Raw genomic sequence first — 22,789 nt, forward strand, 5'->3', positions numbered from 1 at the left:
CTGCCTTGCTGCGGTGGCGGTACTTGGGGGTCAGGGGGTGGGGGGTGTGTCGTTGTGGGTGGTGGTGGCGTGGACGGGGGTGGGGTCGGGGTCGGCTTCTGGGGGTTCGGATTCGGCGAGGCGCTGGGCGCGGCGGCGTACGACGAGGGCGGTGACGGCTCCGCCCAGGAGTACGAGGGCGAGGAGGGCCCAGGAGAAGTCGCTGAGCCAGCGCTCGGCGGCGCGGCCGAGGAAGTAGATGACCGCGGTGGTGGCGGAGGCCCAGAAGATGCCGCCGGTGGCGTTCGCGATGAGGAACTTCCAGTACGGCATGCGCAGCGAACCGGCGATGGGGCCGGCGAGGATGCGGAGCAGGGCGACGAAGCGGCCGAAGAACACGGCCCAGACGCCGTGGCGGTGGAACGCGAGTTCGGCACGGGCGATCTTGTCCGGACCGAGATGTTTCGGGAAGCGGCGGCCGAGCCGGGCGAACAGGGCCTGCCCGCCGCGCCGGCCGATCAGGTAGCCGATCGAGTCGCCGATGATCGCGCCGGCCGCGGCGGCGCCGGCCACGCCCCACGGGCTGACCGCGCCGGTCGACGCCAGTAGCGACGCGCTGACCAGCGCGATCTCGCCGGGCAGCGGGATGCCCATGCTCTCGATGCCGATGATCAGCAGGAGCAGGCCGTACACGGCGATCGGCGGGATCGAGCCGAGCCAGGCTTCCACGCTGTGCACCGCGTACCTCCGGGAATTGGTTGGCACCCAAGCTATGCGGAGCGTCGCGCCGTGTCATCCAGCCACGGGTGGGGATTCACCCTGAACCGACCCGGGTTTCTCCGGATGTCCGCGCCGCGGGCGGGACGTACCGGGCGGGTTCCGCCGCGGCGGGGAGTGACCCGGTCGCCGCGGCGGACCCGTCGTCAGGCGGACTCGGTCGGCAGTCCGGCGCCGGTCCAGTCCTCGATGCCCTCCCGGTACTTGCGGACGTCGGTGTAGCCGAGCCCGGTCAGCGCGGTCGCGACGGCCTGGCTGTTCGGGCAGGACGGGTTGGTGCAGTAGACGGCGATCCGGGCGTTCCGGTCGGGCAGCAGGTCGGCGGCGCGCGCGGCGACGTCCGCCTCGACCAGGGGTACGGCGCCGGGCAGGTGCTGCTTCGCCCAGTACTCCCCGCCGAGGGCGTCGACGACGGTGACGGTGCCGGCGTCGATCTCGGCGCGGAGCTCGTCGCGGGTGATGAGTGCGGTCATGGCTGGCGTACCTCCGGTTAATCGGACTACAGTCCAGTTACGATGGACGACGTTAACGGACCACAGTCCGGTTCTGCAAGTGACAACGACCACGACGAACTGCTGCGCCTCGCCGCGCCCGCGCCACCCACCGCCACCCGCGCCGACGCCGCACGCAACCGCGCCAAGATCCTCGACGCCGCCGAACGGCTCTTCGCCGAACACGGCGTCGGCGCCGTCTCCATGGACGCCGTCGCCACCGCCGCCGGCGTCGGCAAAGGCACCCTGTTCCGGCGGTTCGGCGACCGGTCCGGGCTCGCCGTCGCCGTACTCGACGCCCGCGAGAGCGTCCTCCAGGCCGCGATCCTCGGCGGCCCACCCCCACTCGGCCCCGGCGCGCCACCCGCCGACCGGCTCCGCGCCTTCCTCGCCGCGTACGCCGAGTTCCTCGACACCCACCTCGACCTCGTACGCGTCTCCGAAACCGCCAGCGCCGGCGCCCGGTACCGCATCGGCGCCTACCGCTTCTGGCACCGGCACGTCGCCATCCAGATCCGCGCCGCCCGACCCGACCTCGACCACGAGTACCTGGCACACGCGCTGCTCGCGCCGCTCGGCGGCGACCTGCGCGCCGCGCTGCGAGACGAGTACCCCTGGCGGCGCACCGTCGACGCACTCGACAGCCTCGTCACCGCCCTGCTCGGCTGACGGCGGTGGCGTCGGCTTTCGGCTGGCTTGGCGGCCGGGGTCGTCCAGGCCCAACGTGGAGGTGTCGCTGCTGTCGAGCGTGTGCGCGTCTTCGGGTATGCGCTTCGGCGTGGCGTGGCGTGGCGTGGCGTGGCGTGGCGTGGCGTGGCGTGGCGTGGCGTGGCGTGGCGTGGCTGCCTGGTGGCGGTGGACGGTTGTGGCAGGCGAGCTGGTCGTGATGCCGTCGACGGACTCTGCGGCGGTCTCTCCGTCGAGAGACGTCGCCTGGGGAACCGCGGCGCAGCGTCTCCTCGCCACCGACGCTGTGGACCACCCCGTGTCACCGGCCAGGCCGGAACAGCTGGAGCTGGCCCGGCCGCCTCGCAGGTTCTACGCCGGCGCCGTGGGTACTCGGATTGCCTGGCGGCCGCGGTTGGTCAGGGCGGGCGTCGGGGTTGCGGGTGTGCCCGTGTCCGCAACGTGTGCCGGTTCGGTCGCGGTGTCGTTGCTCCGGCCGACTGGGCTGGCGGCCGGGGGACGTCGGGGCGCTGCTGGCCGGGCCGACGCATCCGCACTGCGGTTCGCCAGCGGGTGCGCTGTTCGGCCGGCCCGGCGACGGCCGTTACGGGAGGGGCAGGCCGGTGTCGATGCCGTCGAGGGCGTGCGCACAGTCGCACGTGCGCTCGGTCGGGAGGGCCGCCGCTACCCGGAGCAGCAGCGTACGCAGGCGCTCGGTGTTCTCGCCGAACACGCGGAACACCTCCTCCTGGCTCACCCCGGCGCCGCTCTCGATCCCCGCGTCCAGGTCCGTGACCAGGGCGATCGGCGTGTAGCAGAGCGCCAACTCGCGCGCGAGTACCGCTTCGGGGTGGCCGGTCATGTTCACCACCGACCAGCCGAGCCCCGCGTACCACTGCGACTCGGCCCGGGTCGAGAAGCGCGGGCCCTCCACCACCACCATCGTGCCGCCGTCCACGATGTCCACAGTGGACTCAGCCGCCGTCGCGCGCACCGTCGCCCGCCCCACCGGGCAGTACGGGTCCGCGAACGAGACGTGCACCGCGCCCTCGTCGTAGTACGTCTGCGTGCGGCCACTCGTGCGATCCACCAACTGGTCCGGCAACACGAACGTGCCCGGACCCAGCTCCGGGCGCAGCCCACCCACCGCGCACGGCGCCAACACCTGCCGGACACCCAGCGAACGCAACGCCCACAGATTCGCCCGGTACGGAATGAGGTGCGGTGGGAAACGGTGATCGCGTCCGTGCCGCGGCAGGAACGCCACCCGACGGCCACCGACCTCGCCGACCATCACCGGATCGCTCGGCGGCCCGTACGGCGTCTCGACCCGGTGCTCGACCACGTCGTCGAGCAGCGCGTACAGCCCCGAACCGCCGATCACACCGACCTCGGCGACCTGCTCGACCATGCCCGTCCCTCCGTCGCGCCAGCCTCAGCGCCGAACCCTACTGGTCGTACGGGAGGGCGCGGGGGTGTGGATGGGTCGGGCCCGGCGCGGGGTGGCGCCGAGCCCGAAGTGGATCTTGTTACCGCAGATTGTCCAATTGTGTCATTGTTCAATTGTTCAACTGTTGAACAATGAGACAGTTGAACAATTGAACAAAGTGCGGTATGTCCAGTTACGCACCGATCAGCGCACGCTCACTCCGCCGCCAGCACCGACCCGTGGTACTTGTCCTCGATGTACTTCTTGACCTCGGGCGAGGTCAGCAGCGCCGCGAGCTTCTTGACCTTGGCGTCGTTCTCGTGGCCCTTCTTGACGACGAGCAGGTTCGCGTACGGGTTGTTCTTGGCGGATTCGAGCGCGAGCGCGTCCTTGGCGGGGTCGAGCTTGACGGCGAGCGCGTAGTTGCCGTTGACGACGGACGCGTCGACGTCGTCGAGCGCCCGCGCGGTCTGTGCGGCTTCGAGCGGCTTGAAGGTCAGCTTCTTGGGGTTGGCGACGATGTCCTTCTCGGTGGCGGTGACGCCGGCCCCGGACTTGAGCTTGAGCAGCCCCTGGTCGGCGAGGAGTTTGAGGGCGCGTCCGCCGTTGGACGGGTCGTTGGGGATGGCGATGGTGGCGCCGGACTTGAGGTCGGCGAGTTTGGTGACCTTCTTCGAGTACAGGCCGAGCGGCTCGATGTGTACGGCGGCGACGGACACGAAGTCCCCGCCGTGCGCCTTGGTGTACTCGTCGAGGTACGGCTTGTGCTGGAAGTAGTTGGCGTCGAGGCTGCCGTCCTGGAGCGCGACGTTGGGTTGGACGTAGTCGTTGAAGACCTTGACCTTGACGGTGAGGTGCTGCTTGGGCGCGAGGTTCTTCGCGACGTAGTTGAGGATCTCGGCGTGCGGGGTGGGGCTGGCGCCGACGAGGATGGTGTCGCTGTCGGTACCGCTGCCGCTGGCGCCGCCGATGCCGCAGGCGCTGAGTCCGGCGGTGAGGGCGACCGCGGCCAGTCCGGTGGCGAGGACTCGTCTACGCATGTTGCTTCTCCTTACGTACCAAGGGGTTTCGCTGGGGTGTGCGGGTGTCAGCGCCGGTCGAGCCGGCGGGCGATGCGGTCGCCGAGGAGTTGGAAGACCTGCACGACGACGACGAGCAGGACGACGGTGACGACCATGACGTTGGTCTGGAACAGCTGGTAGCCGTACCGGATGGCGAGGTCGCCGAGGCCGCCGCCGCCCACCGCGCCGGCCATCGCCGAGTACCCGATGAGGGTCACGAACGTGACGGTCAGGGCGCGGACGAGCGCGGGCCGCGACTCGGGCAGCAGTACCTTGCCGACGATCTGGCCGGTACGCGCGCCCATGGCCTGCGCGGCTTCGACGAGTCCGGGGTCCACATCGGACACTGCCGACTCGACGAGCCTTGCCAGGAAAGGGATCGCGCCGATGGTGAGCGGCACGATGGCCGCGGCCGAGCCGATCGTCGTACCGACGAGGAGTCGGGTGAACGGGATGACCGCGATCATCAGGATGATGAACGGCAGGGACCGGCCGAGGTTGACGATCAGCCCGAGGATCCGGTTGAGGACGGGCGCCGGTCGCAGCCCGCCCCGCGCCGACAGCACCAGCAGTACGCCGACGGGCAGGCCGACGATCGCGGACAGTACGGTCGACGCCACGACCATCTGGAGCGTTTCGAGCGTCGCCTGGATCAGTTCGGCGGTCACACCGCCACCTCCGCCCACGCGTCGTCCGGGAGTACGGCTAGGCCGTGGTCGGCGAGCCAGGCGAGCCCGGCGTCGATGCGGTCGGCGGGTCCGTCGAGGGCGAGGTCGAGCCGGCCCACCGGCTGCCCGGCGATCGTCTGCACGGTCCCGGCCAGCAGCCGCACGTCCAGCTCGTACCGTCGGGCCAGCTCGCCGACCGCGGCCTGGCCGTCGGCCTGCCCGGTGAACGCGACCCGCACGACCCGCCCGCCGTACGCCGCCGCCGGGTCGGCCGCGACCGGCGCGAACGCCTGCGCGGCGAGTACCGAGTCGGGGCGGGCGAGCAGGTCGGCCACGGTGCCGGACTCGACGAGCCGGCCGGCGGCGAGAACCGCGGCCGAGTCGCACACCTCGCGTACGACGTCCAGTTCGTGCGTGATCAGCAGGATCGTGAGGCCGAGTTCGCCGGCGAGCCGGCGCAGCAGCGCCAGGATGGAACGGGTCGTGTCGGCGTCCAGCGCGCTCGTCGCCTCGTCCGACAGCAGTACGCGCGGATGGTCGGCGAGGGCGCGGGCGATCGCCACCCGCTGCCGCTGCCCGCCCGACAACGTCGCCGGGTACGCCTCCGCCTTGTCACCCAGCCCCACGTACTCCAGCAGCTCGGCGACGCGCGCGGACCGTTCCCGCCGCGTACCGGTGCCGGAGATCTCCAGCGGCAGCGCGACGTTGCCGGCGACCGTACGCGAGCTGAGCAGGTTGAAGTGCTGGAAGATCATGCCGATCCGGCGGCGGGCGGCGCGCAGGTCGGCCGGGCCGAGGGCGGTCAGCTCCTCGCCGGCGACCCGTACCGTGCCGCTGGTCGGCCGTTCCAGCAGGTTCACGCAGCGCAGCAGGGTGCTCTTGCCGGCGCCGCTCGCACCGAGCACGCCGTACACCTCGCCGGCCGCGACCGACAGGTCGACCCCGTCCAGAGCGGTCGTCTGTCGACCGTCGGCGGAGTACTCCTTACGCAGAGCAATGGTTTCGATCATGATCCCGGATAGGGTCGGGCCGCGAACCGCGGCAGAGGGGTACGTACTCGGGCAGCCGGTCGCGGTCAGCGACCGGACGGCGCGTACCGGAGATGGGCGAGCCGGCAGCGCATCAACAGCGCGCCACACGCGGCGAACGAGCGGATCACGGGCAGTCCTGGTCTTCTCGCGAGTCGGTACCGCAGGGTCAGCGGCGATCGGCCGGGGTCAGGAGCTGCGCATCGAACAGCGGACACGGCAACAACACCCGGCGGATCGGCCGGGCATTCGCATCGCGTCGAAGGCTGTCACGCCGCGAATTCAAACAGCGCACCGGAACGTACGACAAGTTTCCGACACTGATCGTGACCGTGATCTCAACAATCTTGTTAGCTGAGGTTCTCTGCGTTGGCTTCCCCTGCAGGGGTCGGCGTCGATAGCGTTCGCACACGGGGCGGGTCGTAGCCCGCCCGTGACCTTGGGGAGGCGCCGTGCGGCACGAAGCAGGAAGGGTCGGGGACATGGCGGTGGAGTCGCTGACCGGACGGCTCCTGGTGGCCACCCCGTCGCTCAAGGACCCGAACTTCGAACGTACGGTCGTGCTGCTCCTCGCGCACGAACGCGGCGGGGCGCTCGGCGTCGTCCTCAACCGCGCCACCGAACTTCCCGTCACCGACATCGACGCACTCGGCCCATGGGCCGCCAAGGCCAGCGAACCCGGCGTCGTGTTCGAAGGCGGGCCCGTCCAGCCCGAAGCCGCCATCTGCCTCGCCCGGGTACGCCCCGGCGGTGAAGTACGCGGCATCACCCGCGTCGCCGGCCCCGTCTGCTCCGTCAACCTGCCCGCCGACCCCGAGCAGGTCAACGACGCCATCGAGGGCGTCCGCGTCTTCTCCGGGTACGCCGGCTGGGAGGCCGGGCAACTCGAAACGGAGATCGACACCGGCTCCTGGCTGGTCTTCGACGGGCTCCCCGGCGACGCGTTCTTCCCGCGTCCGGACGACCTGTGGCCGATGGTGCTGCGACGCCAGGGCGGACTGCTCGCCGCCGTCGCGTTCTTCCCCTCCGACCCCTCCCTCAACTGACCCCGACCACCCCCGATCCACCCCCCGACCCACTGTGTACACTTGCGGAGCACGTCGCCCACGGGCAACGCGTACGGGGCTGTGGCGCAGCTGGTAGCGCACCACACTGGCAGTGTGGGGGTCAGGGGTTCGAGTCCCCTCAGCTCCACCCCAGCAAAGGCCCGCCACCGGATGGATCCTTCCGATGGCGGGCCTTTTTCCTGCCCGGACCGAACCCCGGCGAGCCGTTTCCTTCATCTCCGGGGAATTGTCGGGCGCCGCTTACTCGGCGGGACGGTAAACCCGGGAAAGCTCCCGTCGCCGGATCTTTCACCACCCCGCGATCGGTCTGGTCCAGCGTCGAAAATGCTGGCGCGCGGGTGTCGGCGAGCCGCGTGGACGGTGCCCGGTGCTACGTGGATCCGTTCCCTGGCAGTACGTCTCGGGTCAACGAGGGTGGCTTCTCCGGGTGCCGCGGTTCAGTGGCCTGAACGGCTGGTGATCACAGTGGTGCGCTCGCGACACCCGGTGCGTCTCCGCAGGTGGGAACCGTGGGGCTCGCGAACGTCGGCGCGGTGGTACCGGCCTGAATCCTGATCCGAGGAATGGGTGTCGGGCGCACGATCACCCGCAATTCGTCACGCACTGGCGGTGCCGTGTGCCGCTCTTCTCGGCGTGCTGTTCCTTTCCGCATGTACAAGCAACGAAAGGAGTTCGGGTGACGCCCTCGTATGTGCACCGCAGACGACAAGAGCTGTCGCCGCGACCGGTTCACGAACGCGGGCGGCTCCTCCGGTAGGTGTCTCGGTGGGGCGACGCGGGGTGCGCGGTGGCACGCCGCGTCGCCGTACTGTCCGCCCTCACTGCTCCTTGCTCATGCCGTACCCCTCTCTGCTCGCGTACGCCCGGTGGCACGCCGTGCTGTCCGCGGTCCGCCGTCATGGCGTACCCGTTTCGGCTCGGCGTACGCGAAAGGTAGTGGCGGCGCCTGTCACGGACCTGTCGCCGGGCGCTCGCGCCGGTCAGCGGATGGTGTCGAGCAGCTCGCGTACCTGGGTGACGCGGGGGTCGTCGGACCGTTCGAGGATGGTGAGCGCGCGGCGGAGTACGTGCCGGGCCGGGGCGTGGTCGCCGGTCATGAGCAGCGCCCGGCCCTTGGCGATGAGCGCTCCGGCGACCCCGGTGGCGTCGTCGATGTCGCCGAGCAGCGCGAGGGACTCGTCCGCGTACCGGATGGCGGTGTGTGGGTCGGCGCGGTCGACGGCGTTCTCGGCGAGGTTGGCGAGGGCGAGCGACTGCTGGTACGGGGCGCCGTGCCGGCGGTAGATGGCGAGCGCCTCGGTGTTGTGTTCGGCGGCGGAGTCGAGCGGTCCGGCGGTGCCTTCGGCGTTGGCGAGGTTGAGCAGCGAGTGGGCGAGGCGCAGGGGTCGAGGGCTGCGGCGGGCGGCGGCCACCGACCGCTCCAGGTACGGGATGGCGGAGTCGGCCCGGCCCCGGTTCGTGAGCTGGACGCCGATGGAGGACAGCACGGAGGAGACGGCGTGGTGGTCGCCGTTGTGTTCGGCGAGGGCGAGGGCCCGGCGCAGCCAGTCGTCGCCCAGCGCGGGGGTGGCGTGGTTGAGGGCGTTGCCGCGTTCGTGCCAGATCGAGGCGCGGGCCCGGTCGTCGCCGGACCGTTCGACCGCGGTCACGGCCAGCTCGGTGGTACGCAGCTGGTCGTCGATGTCGTGCGCCATCCCCTGGAACGGTCGCAGCAGGTACGCGAGCTGCCAGCAGTGCCGGTCGTACCCGCCGCCGGCGGTGGACTCGACGACCGCGACGAGCGTCCGCCGGGTCTCCCGGTACCAGGAGGTGGCGTCGTCGACGCCGTCGAAGGTGCCGGGCCGGATCGCTTCGGCGGGCGGGTCGGGCGCGGCCGGCGGTGCGGAGAACACGGCGGCGCGCGCGTGCCACAGCGTGTGCAGGTACCAGTCGTGCATCCGGCGTTCGGCGGCGTGCCGGTCGGCGGCCGGTTCCTCGGCCGCGCACAGTTCCGCGGCGTACGCGGCGAGCAGGTCGTGGGTGTGGTAGCGGTCGGGCCGGTCGTTGTCGACGAGGCTCATCGACACGAGGACGTCCAGCAGCGCGCGGGCGGGCCCCGGTCCGGTACCGAGCAGGGCGGCGGCGACGGCCGTCGTGACGTCCCCGCCGGGGTGCAGGCTGAGCAGCCGGAACGCGCGTGCCGCGGGCGCCGCGAGCCGCCGGTACGACCAGGAGAAGACGGTGCGCGGGTCGATGTCCTCGTCGTACGGCTCGGCGAGGTGGTCGAGCCGCGTCGATCCGGTACGCAGCATCGCGACGAGCCCGGCGAGCGGCGTGTCGGGGAACCGGACGGCCTGCTCGGCGGCGACGACGAGCGCGAGCGGCAGCCGGCCGCACAGTTCGGCCAGGTCGGCGACGGCGGCCGGCTCGGCCCGCGCGCGGTCGGCGCCGACGACCGTCGCCACCAGCGTCGCCGACTCGGCGGCGGACATCCCGCGTACGGGCCGGTGCCGGGCGCCGTCGCGTACGGCGAGGCCGCGGAGCTGGTTCCGGCTGGTGACGAGGACGAGGCTGGTACCGCCGGCCAGAAGTGGACGGACCTGGCCGGCGTCCCGGGCGTTGTCGAGGACGAGCAGCACGCGCCGACCGGCGAGCAGCGTACGCAGCAGCGCGGACCGTTCGGCGGCCTCGCGCGGCACCTCGGCGGCCGGTACGCCCAGCCCGCGCAGCACGGTGTCCAGCGCGGCGGCCGGGTCGAGCGGTTCGGCGGGGCCGAACCCGCCGAGGTCCAGGTGCAGCTGGCCGTCCGGGAACCGGTCGGCGATCCGGTGCGCCCACCGCAGCGCCAGCGAGGTCTTGCCGACGCCGCCCGGCCCGTGCAGCACGATCAGCCCGCCCGTACGGTCGAGCGCCGCGTCCAGGGCCGCGAGGTCGTCGTCCCGGCCGACGAACCGGTGCGTCTCCGGCGGCAGCTGCCGCGGTACCGCCCGGACCTGGGCCGGCGCGGGGGAGTCCTCGGCCAGCACATCCGCGTACGCCCGGCGCAGCGCCGGCGACGGGTCCGACCCGAACTCGTCCGCCAACCGTTGCCGGATCTCGTGGTACGCGGCCAGCGCGTCGGCCGGCCTTCCCGCGGCGGCCAGCGCGGTCACCAGGCAGGTCCACAGCGACTCGCGCAGCGGGTACCGGCGGGTGAGGTCGGTGAGCTCGGCGACCAGGTCGCGGCCGTGGTCCCCGGCGTCGAGCCGCAGCCCGGCCAGCCGCTCCACCACCCCGAGGTACTGCTCGACCAGGGCCGGTGCGCGTTCCCGGAGCAGGGTGTCGGAGCCGGCGTCGACGAGCGGATCGCCGCGCCAGAGCCGGATCGCGGTGGTGAGCGTCGCCCGCGCCTCGTCCGCGGGCCGACCGGCCGCGGCGGCGGCGAGCCGCTGGAAGCGCAGTGCGTCGACCGCGTCGGCCGGCAGGTCCAGCCGGTACCCGCCCGGTGTGGTGCCGACGGTGTCCACGCCGATCCGGGCACGTACCCGGTTGATGAGGGTGTGCACGTTGGCGCGCGGGTGCTCGGGCGGCGCGTCGCCCCAGACCAGTTCGCTCAGTGTCCCGGTGGGGACGACGCGCCCGGCGGACAGGGCGAGCGTCGCCAGCAGGGCGCGCTGCCGGGTGCTCGGGACGGGCCGGAGGTGGCCGTCGACGCGGAGCTCGAACTCGCCGAGCAGCGCGATCCGCACCTCGACCATGCACCCACCTTCGCCGTGCCCACGCTCGCGGGTCGGCGGTCGACCCGGCGCCACGGGCGGTCGGCGACCGGTTCCGACGGAGGGCTGGCCCCCGATGATATCGACGCGCCGGTCCGGGCCGATCCGACCTGCCCGTGCGTCGCGGTGACAGGGCGGTGACAGGGCCCGGCGAGGCCTCCGTCGTACCGTGCCGGCTGGTACGCGGGGGTCGGGGAGGGGGAGACATGGACGTCGCGCAGGCGGGGACGGCGCGCCGGGTCGGGTTCGGGACGGTACTCCGGGTCGCGGAGTTCCGGTCGATGTGGTTTGCGGAGATCCTGTCGATCTTCGGCGACCAGCTCGCCCGGGTCGCGCTGTCCGTCCTCGTGTACGGGCAGACCCGGTCCGCGCTGCTCAGCGGCCTGGCGTACGCGATGACGTTCGTGCCGTCGCTGCTCGGCGGGATGGTGCTGACCGGGCTGGCCGACCGTTTCCCGCGGCGTACGGTCATGGTCGGGACGGATGTCGCGCGCTTCGCGCTGGTGGGGCTGGCCGCGGTGCCGCAGCTGCCGCTCGGGGTGATGGTCGCGCTGGTCGCGTGCCTCTCCCTGCTGAACCCGCCGTTCAAGGCCGCGCAGCTCGCCCTCCTCCCGCAGGTACTGACCGGCGAACGGTTCCCGGTCGGGCTGGCGCTGCGCAACATCACGTCGCAGTCCGCGCAGCTCGCCGGGTTCGCCGGCGGCGGCGCGCTGATGGTGGCGGTGGATCCGCACGTCGCGCTGCTGGTCGACGCGCTGACGTTCCTGCTGTCCGCCCTGCTCGTACGGCACGGGGTCGCGGCGCGGCCGGCCGCCGCGTCGGGTGGCCCGCGGCGCTCGCCACTGGCCGCGATCGGGGTCGGCGCCCGGATCGCGTTCGGTACCGCGACACTGCGCGCGCTGGTCCTGTTCACCTGGGCGGCCGGCTTCGTCCCCGTGTACGAGGGGCTCGCCGCGCCGTACGCCGCTGTGCTGGGCGGCGGCTCGCTCACGGTGGGCCTGATCCTCGCGAGCGATCCGCTCGGCAGCGTAATCGGCGCGTTCTGCTACGCCCGCTGGGTGCCCGAGTCGGTACGGCCCCGGCTGACCGCGCCGCTCACTCTGCTGGCGCCCGTACCCTTGCTGGTCTGCTTCCTGCATCCCGGGATCGTGGTGTCGGTGGTGCTGTTCGTCCTGGCCGGCGGGCTCGGCACGGTGGCGCTGCTGCAGGCGACCGCGTCGCTGACCGTGGCAGTACCGGACGACGTGCGCGGGCAGGTGCTCGGCGTGTCCAACACGGGCCTCACCACCGTGATGGGCCTCGCGCCGCTGCTCGGCGGGGTCCTCGCCGACCGCCTCGGCTCCGCCGCCACCATCGGTACGTTCGGGGTGGCCGGCGTGGTCCTCGGCGCCGCGCTCGCCTGGGCCTGGCACCGCGCCCGGCCCCGCTGACCCTTGTGGCGCAACGGAAGTCGGCCGGCGCGGCGCCGCGGTTCCGCCGGCAGTGTCAGGTCGCGGCGAGGTGGTCGAGCAGCGCGGCGCGGAACGCGGCCGGCTGGTCGAGGTGCGGCCCGTGCCCGGAGTCCGCCACCACGACCTCCCGGTACGCACCGTACGTGTCGAGCACCGCCCGGGTCTGCGCCACCATCGGCTGCGGCGGGTACGCCTCGGCGCCCGGCCAGCCCGGGACCGCGCCGAGCTGCCCCAGGTACGCCAGGTCGTACAGCGAGGTGTCGGAGACGATCACGTCGTCCGCGCCGCGCAGCCAGAGTACCGGGGGCTTGGGGTCCACTGTGGACAGATCGGCGATCCGGAAGTGGTTGGGGGACATGGTGTTGAGCACGCCGCGGCTGCCCGGCGCGATGCCCGGCCACACCTCGGTCGGTACGCTGTCGCCCGGGTAGTGGTCGTCGCCGGTCCGGGTGGACAGCATCGACGCGACGAGCATGTCCAGGTGTGCCGGTACGTGCGGCGGCTTCACGTAGTGCGCGAGCAGTACCTGCCGGGGCGACAGCGGCGAGTCGTCGCCCGTGTCGCCGTCCGCCAGCCGCCGGACGAACTCCGGGTTCGCCGTGCCCGCACCGGATCCCGCGCCGGACGGGTCGTACGGCACGCCGTCGACGCCGCGCGTCCCGCCGAAACCGAACGGGGACACCGGATTCACCAGCGTCAGCGACGCGATCGCGGCCGGCGCGCGGAGCAGGTACCGCAGCAGTACGCCGCCGCCCAGGCTCCAGCCGACCAGGTGCACCGGGGCGAGGTCCAGTGTGGACACCAGCGCGGCGAGGTCGTCGGCGTAGTCGTCGAGCCCGCGGGTCGCGTCGACCGGCGCCGGGTCGGTGTCACCGAAACCCCGCAGGTCCACCGCCATCGGCCGGTACCCGTCCGGCAGCGCCAGCATCGTCTCCTGCCAGAACGCGGCCGACGACACGTTGCCGTGCACGAACAGCACCGGCGCACCGGTACGACCCGGGACGGTGAGTACGTTGACGCCCAGCCGTGTCGTGTCGACCCGGCGCGCGGTGACGCCGGGCAGCAGCGGGATCATCGCGCGCTCCCCTTGGATTCCTTGTGGCGCAGCGCTTCCACGACAGTCCACATGCGACACATCGGTGCCTCCGTCGGGTCAGAGATGCGCGGCGACGGCGGTCGCGCCGGCCCCGCCGAGCAGGATCGTGTAGTGGTTCGTGCCGTCGACCGTCCGGACCGGCAGCCGGTCGGCGAGCACCTCCGGATCCGGGTACAGCGCGGGTTTCGCCCCGAGCATCCCGTACTCCGCGCGCAGCAGTACGGCGTCGTGCCGCAGCCGTTCCCACGCCCCGCGCAACGCGGTACCGGCGAACGTGTCGACCGAGTCGGCGCGCACCGCGTCGGCGGACACCTTGCTCGCCAGTTCCGGTGGCGTACCGGTGAGGTCGTAGTCCACATAGGACTCGATGTCCGGCGTCCAGTCGCCGAGCGCGGGATGCCGGCGCCAGAAGTCGCGGTGTGCCTCGACGCTCGCGAACCGCATCGCGAGCCGTGTCGCGGCCGGGCCGATCACCGCCTCGATCCGTTCGTCGTCGGTGTCGCCCGGCGGCATCGGCAGCGGCGGGCCGCCGTCCACCAGGACCAGCCGGGACACCCGCGCCGGAAACAGGTCCGCGAGTACGAGCGCGACGAAGCCGCCCATCGAGTGCCCCGCCACCACCGCGGTGTCCACCCCGAGCGCGTCGAGCACGGCGATCCCGTCGGCGGCGTGCGCGGCCATCCCGTACGGTCCGGGCGCGGTCGAGTCGCCGCGGCCACGCAGATCCGGTGCCACCACACGGATCCCGGGCGGGATCCGGTCCGCCACCGCGCGCCAGGCGAGATGGTTCGCGGTGATGCCGTGCAGGGCCAGCACCGTACGCGGCCCGTCGCCCCACACCCGTACGGTCAGCTCGCCGCCCGCGACCGGAATCCTCACCGCGCACTCCATCCACCGTCGATGACCAGGGACGTACCGTTGACGAACGACGCCTCCGGCGAGCACAGGTACGCGACCGCCGCGGCCACCTCGTCCGGCTCGATCAAGCGCTTGATGGCCGGCTCGGTCAGCATGACCTCCTCGACCACCCGCGACTCCGGGATGCCGTGCGCGGCGGCCTGCGCGGCGATCTGCCCCTCCACCAACGGAGTCCGCACGTACGCCGGGCAGACGGTGTTCGACGTGACGCCGCGCGGCCCGCCCTCCAGCGCGATCACCTTCGACAGCCCCTCGGTCGCGTGCTTCGCCGCCACGTACGCACTCTTGTACGCCGAGGCGCGCAGCCCGTGCACCGACGACACGTGCACGACGCGACCCCACGAGCGCGCGTACATGCCCGGCAGCAGTGCGCGGGCGAGCAGGAACGGCGCCTCCACCATCAGCGTCATGATCTCGCGGAACCGGTCCGGCGGGAACTCCTCCACCGGCGCCACGTACTGGATGCCCGCGCAGTTCACCAGGACGTCCGCGTCAAGGTCCACTGTGGACAGCGTTGCGGTGTCGGTCAGGTCCGTGACGAGCGCCTGTCCCCCCAACCGCTCCGCGGCAGCCCGGACCCGGTCGTCCCGGTCGACCAGCACCACCGCGGCACCGTCCGCCGCCAGCCGCGCCGCGCACGCCGCGCCGATCCCCGACGCCGCACCGGTCACCACCGCCGTACGCCCGCTCAGCCCCATCCCGCACCCCGAACCGCCGCCCCCGGCACCCGCATCACCCCATGGTCACGCCCGCCCCGCACCCCGTCAATCCACCGCACCGCCCGGGGTACGGCGGTGCGGCAGGTGTCCGGGGTGCCGTTCGCCCGGCGCCGCGGGGAGCGGCACGGACCCGCAGCCGCTGGGCCCGTCGGTCGTCGTCTTCGCCGGGGCCGGGCCAGCCGGGCTCAGCGACCGATGTCCGCGCCACGACTCCCTCCGCACCACCGGACGTGTCTACTGTGGACGGCGCAGCCGGCGGGCGCGGGACTCCAGGTGGCGCTGTTCGGCGAGGCTGGCGGTGGCCTTGGCGGCAGCCCGGTAGTCGTCGTACGCGCCGGCCCGGTCGCCGGCACGTTCGCGGAGGTGGGCGCGGACGGACAGGAGCCGGTGGTGCCCGGCCATCCGCGCATCACCGTCCAATGTGGACAACAAGGCGAGTCCGGCGGCCGGGCCGTCCGTCTCGGCGAGGGCGACCGCGCGGTTGAGGGTGACGACCGGGTTGGGCGCGATGCGTTCGAGGATCAGGTAGAGCGCGTGCACCTGCGCCCAGTTCGTCTCGGCGGCGGTGGCCGCGTCGGCGTGCGTGGCGGCGATCGCGGCCTGCAACTGGTACGGCCCGAGGTCGGGTCCGGCGAGCGCCTCCTTGACCAGCGCGGTGCCCTCGTCGATCAGCGCGCGGTCCCACACCGTACGGTCCTGGTCGGCGAGCGGGACGAGGTCACCGGTCGCGGTGGTACGGGCGGCGCGGCGGGCGTGGGTGAGCAGCATCAGCGCGAGCAGTCCGGTCACCTCGTCGTCGTCCGGGAGCTGCGCGCGCACCATCCGGGTCAGCCGGATCGCCTCCCGGGCAAGGTCCGTACGGTGCAGCCCGGCGCCGGCCGACACCGTGTACCCCTCGTTGAAGATCAGGTAGAGCACGTGCAGGACGACCCGCAGCCGCTCGGCGCGTTCGACCTCGTCGGGCAGCCGGAACGTGCTGCCGGCGGCCCGGATGCGCTGCTTGGCCCGGCTGATCCGCGCCGCCATCGTCGCCTCCGGTACGAGGAAGGCGCGGGCGATCTCGGCGGTCGTGAGCCCGCCGACGGCGCGCAGCGTGAGCGCGGTCTGCGACGCCGGGGTGAGCGTCGGGTGGCAGCACAGGTACAGCAGCACCAGCGTGTCGTCGGCGTCCGGTACGTCCGCCGGCACGGTCTCGGCGGCCGTCGCCGACTCGCGTTCCCGCCGGGCGTGGTCGCTGCGTACCTGGTCGATGAGGCGGCGGGAGGCCACGGTCGCCAGCCATCCGCGCGGATTGTCCGGTACGCCCTCGGCCGGCCACTGCACGACCGCGGCGAGTACGGCCTCCTGCACGGCGTCCTCGCAGCCCTCGAAGCGCCCGTACCGGCGGACGAGGGTGCCGAGGACCTGCGGCGCGAGCGTGCGCAGCAGGTCCTCGACGGGTGGTGCGGTCATGCGTCGAGGAGTCCGTCGGCGAACATCACCTGCCGGACCTCCACGCCCAGGCCGTCGATCGCGGCGTCCGGGATGCGCGCGGCGAGCTCGATCGCGCGTTCCCGGTTCTCGCAGTCGACCAGGTAGAAACCGCCCAGGTACTCCTTCGCCTCCAGGTACGGGCCGTCGGTGACGACGGGCTGCCCGTCGCGTACGGAGACGACGGCGGCCTGGGACGGGTCGACCAGCGCCTGCGTGGTGATCAGCTCACCGGACGCCTTCAGGTCCTCGATGAACGCGCCGTGCCCGGTGCCGATCGCCGCCTTCTCCTCGTCGGTCAACGCGTCCAGTACGGCGGGGTTGATGTGCATGCTGATCAGGAACTGCATCGCGGACTCCTCGGGTACGCGGGGCCCGGCCGGGCCCGTACGCCGAGTGGTCGGAGCCGGTCCCGCCGTCTTGACATCGCCACCACGAACTCTCGCACGAGTTGTCGCCGGGCCGTGTCAAGACCGCGGCCGCCGCTCCGACCACCGGGTGGAACGTACGCGAGTACAGGGAGATTCTGCTCATGCGGTACAACCGGGCATGGCTGGGACTGGCGTTGCTGATGCTGCCGACGCTGGTCGTCGCGATGGACCTGACGGCACTGCTGCTGGCGCTGCCGCGGCTCGCCGCGGACCTCGGCGCGAGCGGCGTCGAGCAGCTGTGGATCAGCGACAGCTACGGCTTCGTCGTCGCCGGCCTCGTCATCACCATGGGTACGCTCGGCGACCGGATCGGCCGCCGTCGGCTGCTGACGGCCGGCGCCGCGGCGTTCGGGGTGCTGTCGGTGGTGGCGGCGTTCGCGCCGGACCCGCTGACGCTGATCGTGGTCCGCGCGCTGCTGGGCGCCGCCGGCGCGACCCTCGCGCCGTGCACGTTGGCGCTGATCACGACCATGTTCCCGGCCGGGCGGGCGCGCGGCCGGGCCGTCGCGATCTGGGCGACCGGCCAGTTCACCGGCGGCGCGCTCGGCCCCGTACTCGCCGGTTTCCTGCTCGCGCACTTCTGGTGGGGTTCGGTGTTCCTCGCCGCCGTACCGGTGATGGCCCTGGTGGTGGCGGCCGGGCCGGTGCTGCTGCCGGAGTTCCGGGCCGGGCGGACGCGCCGGCTCGACCCGGCGAGCGTCGCGCTGTCGCTCGCCGCGATGCTGCCCCTCGTGTACGGGATCAAGCAGCTCGCCGTGGCCGGCCCCGGTGTCGTACCGGTGGGGGCGCTGGCGGTCGGCGCCGCCGCCGGAGCGGCCTTCGTACGCCGCCAGCTGCGGTCGCGTACGCCGCTGCTGGACCTGCGGCTGCTCCGTAACCGCTCCTTCACCGCCGTACTCGTCGGGCTGGTGTTCGCCGGCGTGTCGATGGCCGGCACCGGCCTGCTCGTCACGCAGTACCTCCAGGGGGTGCTGGGGTACTCGCCGTTCGCGTCGGCGGTGCTGTTCGCGCCGATGGGGCTGGGCAGCGCCGCCGGCACCCTCGCCGCGCCCGTACTGACCCGGTGGATGACGCCGCCGGTCGCGATCGGCGGCGGCCTGCTGGTCTCGGCGTGCGGCGCGCTCCTGCTCGGCACCGCCGGCGGCCCCGCCACCCTCCCCCTGGTACTCGCCGGCATCACGGTCCTCGCGCTGGGCGCCGGCCCACTGTTCGCCCTGGGTACCGGGCTGGTGGTGGGGTCGGTGCCGCCGGATCGGGCCGGATCCGCGGCGTCGATGTCCGAGACCGGGAACTACCTCGGCGGCTCGCTCGGCTTCGCGCTGCTCGGCGTACTGGCCGCCGTGGTGTACCGGTCCCGGATGGGCGGTACGTCCGACTCGCTGGCCGCCGCGCTCGCCGCGAGCCACGACCTGCCCGCCGGCCGGGGCGCGGCGCTGCTGCACGCCGCGCGGGCCGCGTTCACGGTGAGCGTGCACGTCACCGGAATGGTCGCGGCCGCCCTGTTCGTCGGCCTGGCCGTCCTCGTCCTCGTACTGGGGCGCGCGCCGCGGGACGCCGCCGTACCGGAGGCCGCGGCCGTCGGTTCGTAGCGTCGCGATGAGTTTCCGGTCGCCCGCCGGTCGTTCCGTGGTGTGGGCGCCGGCCGGGCGCCACGTCGCGACGAGGAGGAACCGTGATCGATGTCGAGCCGGCCTGCCGGCAGATGACCGCGCTGGTCGCGGGGGTGTCCGACGCCGACCTCGGCGCGCCGACCCCGTGCACCGAGTACTCGGTGTCGGATCTGGTCCGGCACGTGGACGGGGTGGCGCACGGCTTCGCGGCGCTCGCGGGCGGGTCGCCGGGGGCGGACGGGCCGGTGACGGACCTGGTCGGGGACTGGCGCGAGCGCGTCGCCGCACACGTCGTGGCGCTGGCCGCGGCGTGGCGGGATCCGGCCGCGTGGCAGGGGAGTACGGCACCGGCGGACGGTCCGGACCTCAGCAACGAGCTGTGGGGCCGGATCGCGTTCACCGAGATGGTCGTACACGGGTGGGATCTGGCGGAGGCGACCGGCCAGCCGTTCGCGCTGCCCGACGCGACGCTGCGGGACTGCCTGGCGCACGTGACCGCGTTCGTCCCGCAGGCGCCCGTACCGGAACTGTGGGGTCCGCCGGTCGCGGTACCCGCCGGCAGCCCGCTGATCGACCAGGTGGTCGCGGTGACCGGGCGGCGCCCCCGCGGCACGGTCGGCGGTGCGGCGTGACACCGCAGACGGCGGACGGCAAGGTGCTGTGGCACTTCACGATGTCGCTGGACGGCTTCGTCGCCGGCCCGGGGCACGGCATGGACTGGATGGCGGGCGCGACGTTCCGCCCCGGCCTGGTCGACGAGTACGTGGCGACGACCGGTGCCGTACTCGGTGGCCGGGACGGCTGGGACGCCTTCCCCGACGCCGAGTCCGTGTACGGCGGCGCGTTCCGCGGTCCGGTGTTCGTCCTGACGCACCACCCGGAGGACGCGGCGCCGGCCGACCGCGTCACGTTCCTGGACTGCGACCCCGCCGAGGCGGTACGGATCGCGCTGGACGCGGCCGGTGGCCGGAACGTCGAGGTGCTGTCGCCGACGATCGGCCGGCAGCTGCTCGCGCTGGGGCTCGTCGACGAGATCGACCTGCATGTGGTGCCGGTACTGCTCGGCGACGGCATCCGGCTGTACGACAACCCCGGCGGCACGCCGGTTTGCTTGCGGCGCCTGGGATCCGACGATCCGGCGGCCGCCGTCGACGTCCGGTTCCGCCCGGCGCCGCCGGCCGGCTGAGCGCCGCGCTGCGTCACGACGCCGGCGTCGCCGCCCGACGCGCTGGTGCCGATCGTCGCGTTCCTCGCCGCGTGCCTGCTCCCCGGGTCCGTGGCGACGACCCGCCGCCGCACGACCACCTGACGGGTCAGCCGGTGCAGTACCGGTCGGCGACGGTGAGCGCCTCGTCGAGGATGGCGAGGCCGTCCCGCAGGTCCCGTTCGCCGATCGTGCACGGCGGTACCACGTGGGTCCGGTTGAAGTGGGTGAACGGCCACAGCCCGCGTTCCCGGCAGGCGGCGGTGAACGCGGCCATCGGCGCCGCGTCCGCGCCCGTCGCGTTGAACGGTACGAGCGGTTCGCGGGTGGCGCGGTCGCGGACCAGCTCCACCGCCCAGAACACGCCGAGCCCGCGTACCTCACCGACGGACGGGTGTCGCTCGGCGATCTTCGCCAGCTCCGGCCCGATCACGTCGGTACCGAGGGCGCGGGCGTGCTCGATCACGCCCTCCTCGCGGAAGATCCCGATGGACGCGACGGCGCTCGCACACGCCAGCGGGTGCCCCGAGTACGTCAGGCCGCCCGGGTACGCGCGCCGCTGGAACGCCACCGCGATCGCGTCGTTGATGATCACGCCGCCGAGCGGCACGTACCCGGAGTTGACGCCCTTGGCGAACGTGATCAGGTCCGGCGTGACACCCCAGTGGTCGACCGCGAACCACTCGCCCGCGCGGCCGAAGCCGGCCATCACCTCGTCCGCGATCATGACGATCCCGTACTCGTCGCAGATGGCGCGGACGCCGGCGAGGTAGCCGGGCGGCGGGACGAGTACGCCGTTGGTGCCGACGACGGTCTCCAGGATGATCGCGGCGACCGTGCCCGCGCCCTCGACCATGATGAGGTCGCGCAGGTGCTGGAGCGCCCGCTCGGTCTCCTCCTCGGGTGTCGTCGCGTGGAACGCCGAGCGGTAGAGGTACGGCCCCCAGTAGTGCACGACCCCCGGTACGCCGGGCTCGTTCGCCCAGCGCCGCGGGTCGCCGGTGGCGGTGATCGCGCCCGCCGTCGCCCCGTGGTAGCTGCGGTACGCGGCGAGGACCTTGTGCCGGCCGGTCGCGAGCCGCGCCATGCGGAGCGCGTTCTCGGTGGCCTCGGCGCCGCCGTTGGTGAAGAACACCCGGTTCAGGTCGCCCGGCGCCAGCTCGGCGATCAGCCGCGCCGCCTCGCTGCGCGCGTCGTTCGCGAAGCCCGGCCCGACCGTGCACAGCGTGGCCGCCTGCTCCTGGATCGCCGCGACCAGCTTCGGATGCTGGTACCCGATGTTGACGTTGACGAGCTGGCTGGCGAAGTCCAGGTACCGCCGGCCCTCGTGGTCGGTGAACGTGGCGCCCTCGGCGCTCGCGATCGGCAGCGGATCCACCAGCGCCTGCGCCGACCAGGAGTGGAAGACGTGCCTGCGGTCCAGGTCGCGGGCCCGTTCGCCGTCGAACGTCACCACCGTCACCCCTAACGCGTCGTCGGGAAGCCGAGGTCGACGGTCGAGGTGGCCGGGTCCGGCCAGCGCGACGTGACGACCTTGCCGCGGGTGTAGAACGTGACGCCCTCCGGCCCGTACATGTGGGTGTCGCCGAACAGCGACGCCTTCCACCCGCCGAACGAGTAGTACGCCACGGGCACCGGGATCGGCACGTTCACGCCGACCATCCCCACCTCCACGTCGAACTGGAAGCGCCGCGCGGCACCGCCGTCCCGGGTGAAGATCGCCGTGCCGTTCGCGTACCGGTTGGCGTTGACCAGATCCAGCGCCCCGTCGTACGTGTCGGTGCGGACGACGCAGAGCACCGGTCCGAAGATCTCGTCGGTGTACACGGTCATGTCGGGCGTGACCCGGTCGAGCAGCGTGGCGCCGAGGAAGAACCCGCCCGCCGGCACCTCCGCGGTACGCCCGTCGACCACCACGCGCGCGCCCGCGTCCGCGCCCGCCCCCACGTACGAGGCGACGCGGTCCCGGTGCTCGGCGCTGATCAGCGGGCCCATCTCGCTGTCCGGGTCGGCGCCGGCGCCGATGCGCAGCTTCGGCAGCCGGGCCGCGATCGCCTCGACCAGCCGGTCGCCGATGTCGCCGACCGCGACGACCACGGACACCGCCATGCAGCGTTCACCGGCCGCGCCGTACCCGGCGGACACGGCGGCGTCGGCGGCCAGGTCCACGTCCGCGTCGGGGAGTACGACCATGTGGTTCTTGGCGCCGCCCAACGCCTGCACGCGCTTGCCGTGCCGGGTGCCGGTCTCGTAGATGGACCGCGCGACGGGGGTGGAGCCGACGAAGCTGACCGCGGCCACGTCCGGGTGGGCGAGCAGCGCGTCGACGGCCACCTTGTCGCCCTGCAGCACGGTGAACACGCCGTCCGGCAGGCCCGCCCGGCGCCACAGGTCGGCCAGCAGCAGCGACGCCGACGGGTCCTTCTCGCTCGGCTTCAACACGAACGCGTTGCCGCAGGCGATCGCGTTCGCCGCCATCCACAGCGGCACCATCGCCGGGAAGTTGAACGGCGTGATGCCGGCGACGACGCCGAGCGGCTGGCGGATCGAGTACACGTCGACGTCGGTGGCGGCCTGCTCGCTGAACCCGCCCTTCACCAGTTCCGGTACGCCGCAGGCGAACTCGACGTTCTCCAGACCGCGGGCGACCTCGCCGTGCGCGTCGGACAGCACCTTGCCGTGCTCGGCGGTGATGGTGCGGGCCAGCTCGTCGGCGTTGGCGTGCAACAGCTCGCGGAACGCGAACAGTACGGCCGAACGTTTCGACAGCGACGCCGACCGCCAGGCGCGCGCGGCGGCCTTCGCGTCCGCGACGGCGGCGGCGACCTCGTCGGCGTCCGCCAGGTCCACCTCGGCGGTCCGCTCGCCGGTGGCCGGATCGAAGACCGGGCTGGTACGGCCGGAGCGGCCCGCCGCGGGCGCGCCGTGGATCCAGTGCGGAATGCGCGTCGTCATGAGCCCGACCGTACGTCATGGTCGGAGGGCGGACA

The 22,789-nt window shown here is 73.0% G+C and carries 20 protein-coding genes and 1 tRNA gene; 7 read left to right on the top strand and 14 right to left on the bottom strand.

From position 1 onward, the window contains the following. Positions 1–30: 30 nt before the first annotated feature. Both Aru02nite_RS07735 and Aru02nite_RS07740 read right to left on the bottom strand, forming a co-directional pair. Complete coding sequence (locus Aru02nite_RS07735) at positions 31–717, bottom strand: DedA family protein (RefSeq protein WP_203656095.1); 687 nt, start codon at positions 715–717, stop codon at positions 31–33. A 185-nt stretch (positions 718–902) separates the two neighbouring features. After that, complete coding sequence (locus Aru02nite_RS07740; RefSeq protein ID WP_203656096.1) at positions 903–1,229, bottom strand: rhodanese-like domain-containing protein; 327 nt, start codon at positions 1,227–1,229, stop codon at positions 903–905. A gap of 42 nt (positions 1,230–1,271) precedes the next feature. Between Aru02nite_RS07740 and Aru02nite_RS37170 the strand changes: the two genes are divergently transcribed. Beyond that, the gene (locus Aru02nite_RS37170; RefSeq protein WP_203656098.1) at positions 1,272–1,916 is read left to right on the top strand and encodes a TetR/AcrR family transcriptional regulator; all 645 of its coding nucleotides are present in this window, start codon (positions 1,272–1,274) and stop codon (positions 1,914–1,916) included. 601 nt (positions 1,917–2,517) lie between these two features. Here the strand turns inward: Aru02nite_RS37170 and Aru02nite_RS07750 are convergent. From Aru02nite_RS07750 to Aru02nite_RS07765, 4 genes are all read right to left on the bottom strand, one after another. Continuing rightward, positions 2,518–3,324, bottom strand: coding sequence for an S-methyl-5'-thioadenosine phosphorylase (locus Aru02nite_RS07750; protein ID WP_203656101.1), 807 nt, complete (start codon positions 3,322–3,324; stop codon positions 2,518–2,520). Positions 3,325–3,557: 233 nt separating this feature from the next. After that, positions 3,558–4,382, bottom strand: a complete 825-nt coding sequence (locus Aru02nite_RS07755; protein ID WP_203656103.1) for a MetQ/NlpA family ABC transporter substrate-binding protein — start codon at positions 4,380–4,382, stop codon at positions 3,558–3,560. A 47-nt stretch (positions 4,383–4,429) separates the two neighbouring features. After that, on the bottom strand, positions 4,430–5,071 hold the full coding sequence (locus Aru02nite_RS07760; protein ID WP_275408604.1) for a methionine ABC transporter permease: 642 nt from the start codon (positions 5,069–5,071) through the stop codon (positions 4,430–4,432). After that, positions 5,068–6,081: a methionine ABC transporter ATP-binding protein gene (locus Aru02nite_RS07765; protein WP_203656107.1), complete on the bottom strand. Its 1,014-nt coding sequence runs from the start codon at positions 6,079–6,081 to the stop codon at positions 5,068–5,070. Before Aru02nite_RS07765 ends, Aru02nite_RS07760 begins: the two co-directional genes overlap by 4 nt. Before the next feature lie 500 nt (positions 6,082–6,581). Here Aru02nite_RS07765 and Aru02nite_RS07770 point away from each other — a divergent pair, with 500 nt between their 5' ends. Both Aru02nite_RS07770 and Aru02nite_RS07775 read left to right on the top strand, forming a co-directional pair. Beyond that, on the top strand, positions 6,582–7,145 hold the full coding sequence (locus Aru02nite_RS07770; protein ID WP_203656108.1) for a YqgE/AlgH family protein: 564 nt from the start codon (positions 6,582–6,584) through the stop codon (positions 7,143–7,145). A gap of 75 nt (positions 7,146–7,220) precedes the next feature. Next, a tRNA-Ala gene (locus tag Aru02nite_RS07775) sits at positions 7,221–7,293 on the top strand. Positions 7,294–8,146: 853 nt separating this feature from the next. Here the strand turns inward: Aru02nite_RS07775 and Aru02nite_RS07780 are convergent. Next, positions 8,147–10,882, bottom strand: coding sequence for an AfsR/SARP family transcriptional regulator (locus Aru02nite_RS07780; protein WP_203656109.1), 2,736 nt, complete (start codon positions 10,880–10,882; stop codon positions 8,147–8,149). Between the two features lie 224 nt (positions 10,883–11,106). On the opposite strand from Aru02nite_RS07780, the gene Aru02nite_RS07785 reads away from it, so the two are divergent. After that, the gene (locus Aru02nite_RS07785) at positions 11,107–12,330 is read left to right on the top strand and encodes an MFS transporter (protein WP_203656111.1); all 1,224 of its coding nucleotides are present in this window, start codon (positions 11,107–11,109) and stop codon (positions 12,328–12,330) included. Positions 12,331–12,385: 55 nt separating this feature from the next. Here Aru02nite_RS07785 and Aru02nite_RS07790 read toward each other — a convergent pair whose 3' ends face one another. The 5 genes from Aru02nite_RS07790 to Aru02nite_RS07810 form a co-directional block, all read right to left on the bottom strand. Next, complete coding sequence (locus Aru02nite_RS07790) at positions 12,386–13,426, bottom strand: alpha/beta fold hydrolase (RefSeq protein ID WP_203656113.1); 1,041 nt, start codon at positions 13,424–13,426, stop codon at positions 12,386–12,388. 78 nt (positions 13,427–13,504) lie between these two features. Further along, positions 13,505–14,326, bottom strand: coding sequence for an alpha/beta fold hydrolase (locus Aru02nite_RS07795; protein ID WP_203656114.1), 822 nt, complete (start codon positions 14,324–14,326; stop codon positions 13,505–13,507). Next, positions 14,323–15,063: a 3-hydroxybutyrate dehydrogenase gene (locus tag Aru02nite_RS07800; protein WP_203656115.1), complete on the bottom strand. Its 741-nt coding sequence runs from the start codon at positions 15,061–15,063 to the stop codon at positions 14,323–14,325. The genes Aru02nite_RS07795 and Aru02nite_RS07800 overlap by 4 nt, the downstream gene beginning before the upstream one ends. A gap of 255 nt (positions 15,064–15,318) precedes the next feature. Further along, positions 15,319–16,536 (bottom strand): RNA polymerase sigma factor, encoded by a 1,218-nt coding sequence (locus Aru02nite_RS07805; protein WP_203656116.1) that lies wholly within the window; start codon positions 16,534–16,536, stop codon positions 15,319–15,321. After that, a complete protein-coding gene (locus tag Aru02nite_RS07810; RefSeq protein WP_203656117.1) occupies positions 16,533–16,904 on the bottom strand; it encodes a YciI family protein in 372 nt (123 codons plus the stop codon). The genes Aru02nite_RS07805 and Aru02nite_RS07810 overlap by 4 nt, the downstream gene beginning before the upstream one ends. A 182-nt stretch (positions 16,905–17,086) precedes the next feature. Between Aru02nite_RS07810 and Aru02nite_RS07815 the strand changes: the two genes are divergently transcribed. The 3 genes from Aru02nite_RS07815 to Aru02nite_RS07825 all read left to right on the top strand — a co-directional run bounded on the left by Aru02nite_RS07815 (position 17,087) and on the right by Aru02nite_RS07825 (position 19,781). Then, positions 17,087–18,574 (top strand): MFS transporter, encoded by a 1,488-nt coding sequence (locus Aru02nite_RS07815; protein ID WP_203656118.1) that lies wholly within the window; start codon positions 17,087–17,089, stop codon positions 18,572–18,574. Between the two features lie 83 nt (positions 18,575–18,657). After that, the gene (locus Aru02nite_RS07820) at positions 18,658–19,227 is read left to right on the top strand and encodes a TIGR03086 family metal-binding protein (RefSeq protein WP_203656119.1); all 570 of its coding nucleotides are present in this window, start codon (positions 18,658–18,660) and stop codon (positions 19,225–19,227) included. Continuing rightward, positions 19,224–19,781 carry a dihydrofolate reductase family protein gene (locus tag Aru02nite_RS07825; protein WP_239076502.1) on the top strand — a complete coding sequence of 186 codons (558 nt, stop codon included), beginning with the start codon at positions 19,224–19,226 and terminating at the stop codon, positions 19,779–19,781. The genes Aru02nite_RS07820 and Aru02nite_RS07825 overlap by 4 nt, the downstream gene beginning before the upstream one ends. A 127-nt stretch (positions 19,782–19,908) precedes the next feature. Here the strand turns inward: Aru02nite_RS07825 and Aru02nite_RS07830 are convergent, their stop codons facing one another. After that, complete coding sequence (locus Aru02nite_RS07830) at positions 19,909–21,252, bottom strand: aspartate aminotransferase family protein (RefSeq protein ID WP_203656121.1); 1,344 nt, start codon at positions 21,250–21,252, stop codon at positions 19,909–19,911. Between the two features lie 11 nt (positions 21,253–21,263). Further along, positions 21,264–22,754, bottom strand: a complete 1,491-nt coding sequence (locus Aru02nite_RS07835; RefSeq protein WP_203656123.1) for a CoA-acylating methylmalonate-semialdehyde dehydrogenase — start codon at positions 22,752–22,754, stop codon at positions 21,264–21,266. Positions 22,755–22,789 lie beyond the last annotated feature (35 nt).

The organism is Actinocatenispora rupis (assembly GCF_016861975.1).
GTDB lineage: Bacteria > Actinomycetota > Actinomycetes > Mycobacteriales > Micromonosporaceae > Actinocatenispora > Actinocatenispora rupis.

Bases quoted from the DNA above. Each gene is read 5' to 3' on its own strand.
- Aru02nite_RS07780 (WP_203656109.1), bottom strand. From the start codon at position 10,882: ATGGTCGAGGTGCGGATCGCGCTGCTCGGCGAGTTCGAGCTCCGCGTC.
- Aru02nite_RS07750 (WP_203656101.1), bottom strand. From the start codon at position 3,324: ATGGTCGAGCAGGTCGCCGAGGTCGGTGTGATCGGCGGTTCGGGGCTG.
- Aru02nite_RS07755 (WP_203656103.1), bottom strand. From the start codon at position 4,382: ATGCGTAGACGAGTCCTCGCCACCGGACTGGCCGCGGTCGCCCTCACC.
- Aru02nite_RS07810 (WP_203656117.1), bottom strand. From the start codon at position 16,904: ATGCAGTTCCTGATCAGCATGCACATCAACCCCGCCGTACTGGACGCG.
- Aru02nite_RS07785 (WP_203656111.1), top strand. From the start codon at position 11,107: ATGGACGTCGCGCAGGCGGGGACGGCGCGCCGGGTCGGGTTCGGGACG.
- Aru02nite_RS07800 (WP_203656115.1), bottom strand. From the start codon at position 15,063: ATGGGGCTGAGCGGGCGTACGGCGGTGGTGACCGGTGCGGCGTCGGGG.
- Aru02nite_RS07815 (WP_203656118.1), top strand. From the start codon at position 17,087: ATGCGGTACAACCGGGCATGGCTGGGACTGGCGTTGCTGATGCTGCCG.
- Aru02nite_RS37170 (WP_203656098.1), top strand. From the start codon at position 1,272: ATGGACGACGTTAACGGACCACAGTCCGGTTCTGCAAGTGACAACGAC.
- Aru02nite_RS07790 (WP_203656113.1), bottom strand. From the start codon at position 13,426: ATGATCCCGCTGCTGCCCGGCGTCACCGCGCGCCGGGTCGACACGACA.
- Aru02nite_RS07740 (WP_203656096.1), bottom strand. From the start codon at position 1,229: ATGACCGCACTCATCACCCGCGACGAGCTCCGCGCCGAGATCGACGCC.
- Aru02nite_RS07835 (WP_203656123.1), bottom strand. From the start codon at position 22,754: ATGACGACGCGCATTCCGCACTGGATCCACGGCGCGCCCGCGGCGGGC.
- Aru02nite_RS07805 (WP_203656116.1), bottom strand. From the start codon at position 16,536: ATGACCGCACCACCCGTCGAGGACCTGCTGCGCACGCTCGCGCCGCAG.
- Aru02nite_RS07770 (WP_203656108.1), top strand. From the start codon at position 6,582: ATGGCGGTGGAGTCGCTGACCGGACGGCTCCTGGTGGCCACCCCGTCG.
- Aru02nite_RS07765 (WP_203656107.1), bottom strand. From the start codon at position 6,081: ATGATCGAAACCATTGCTCTGCGTAAGGAGTACTCCGCCGACGGTCGA.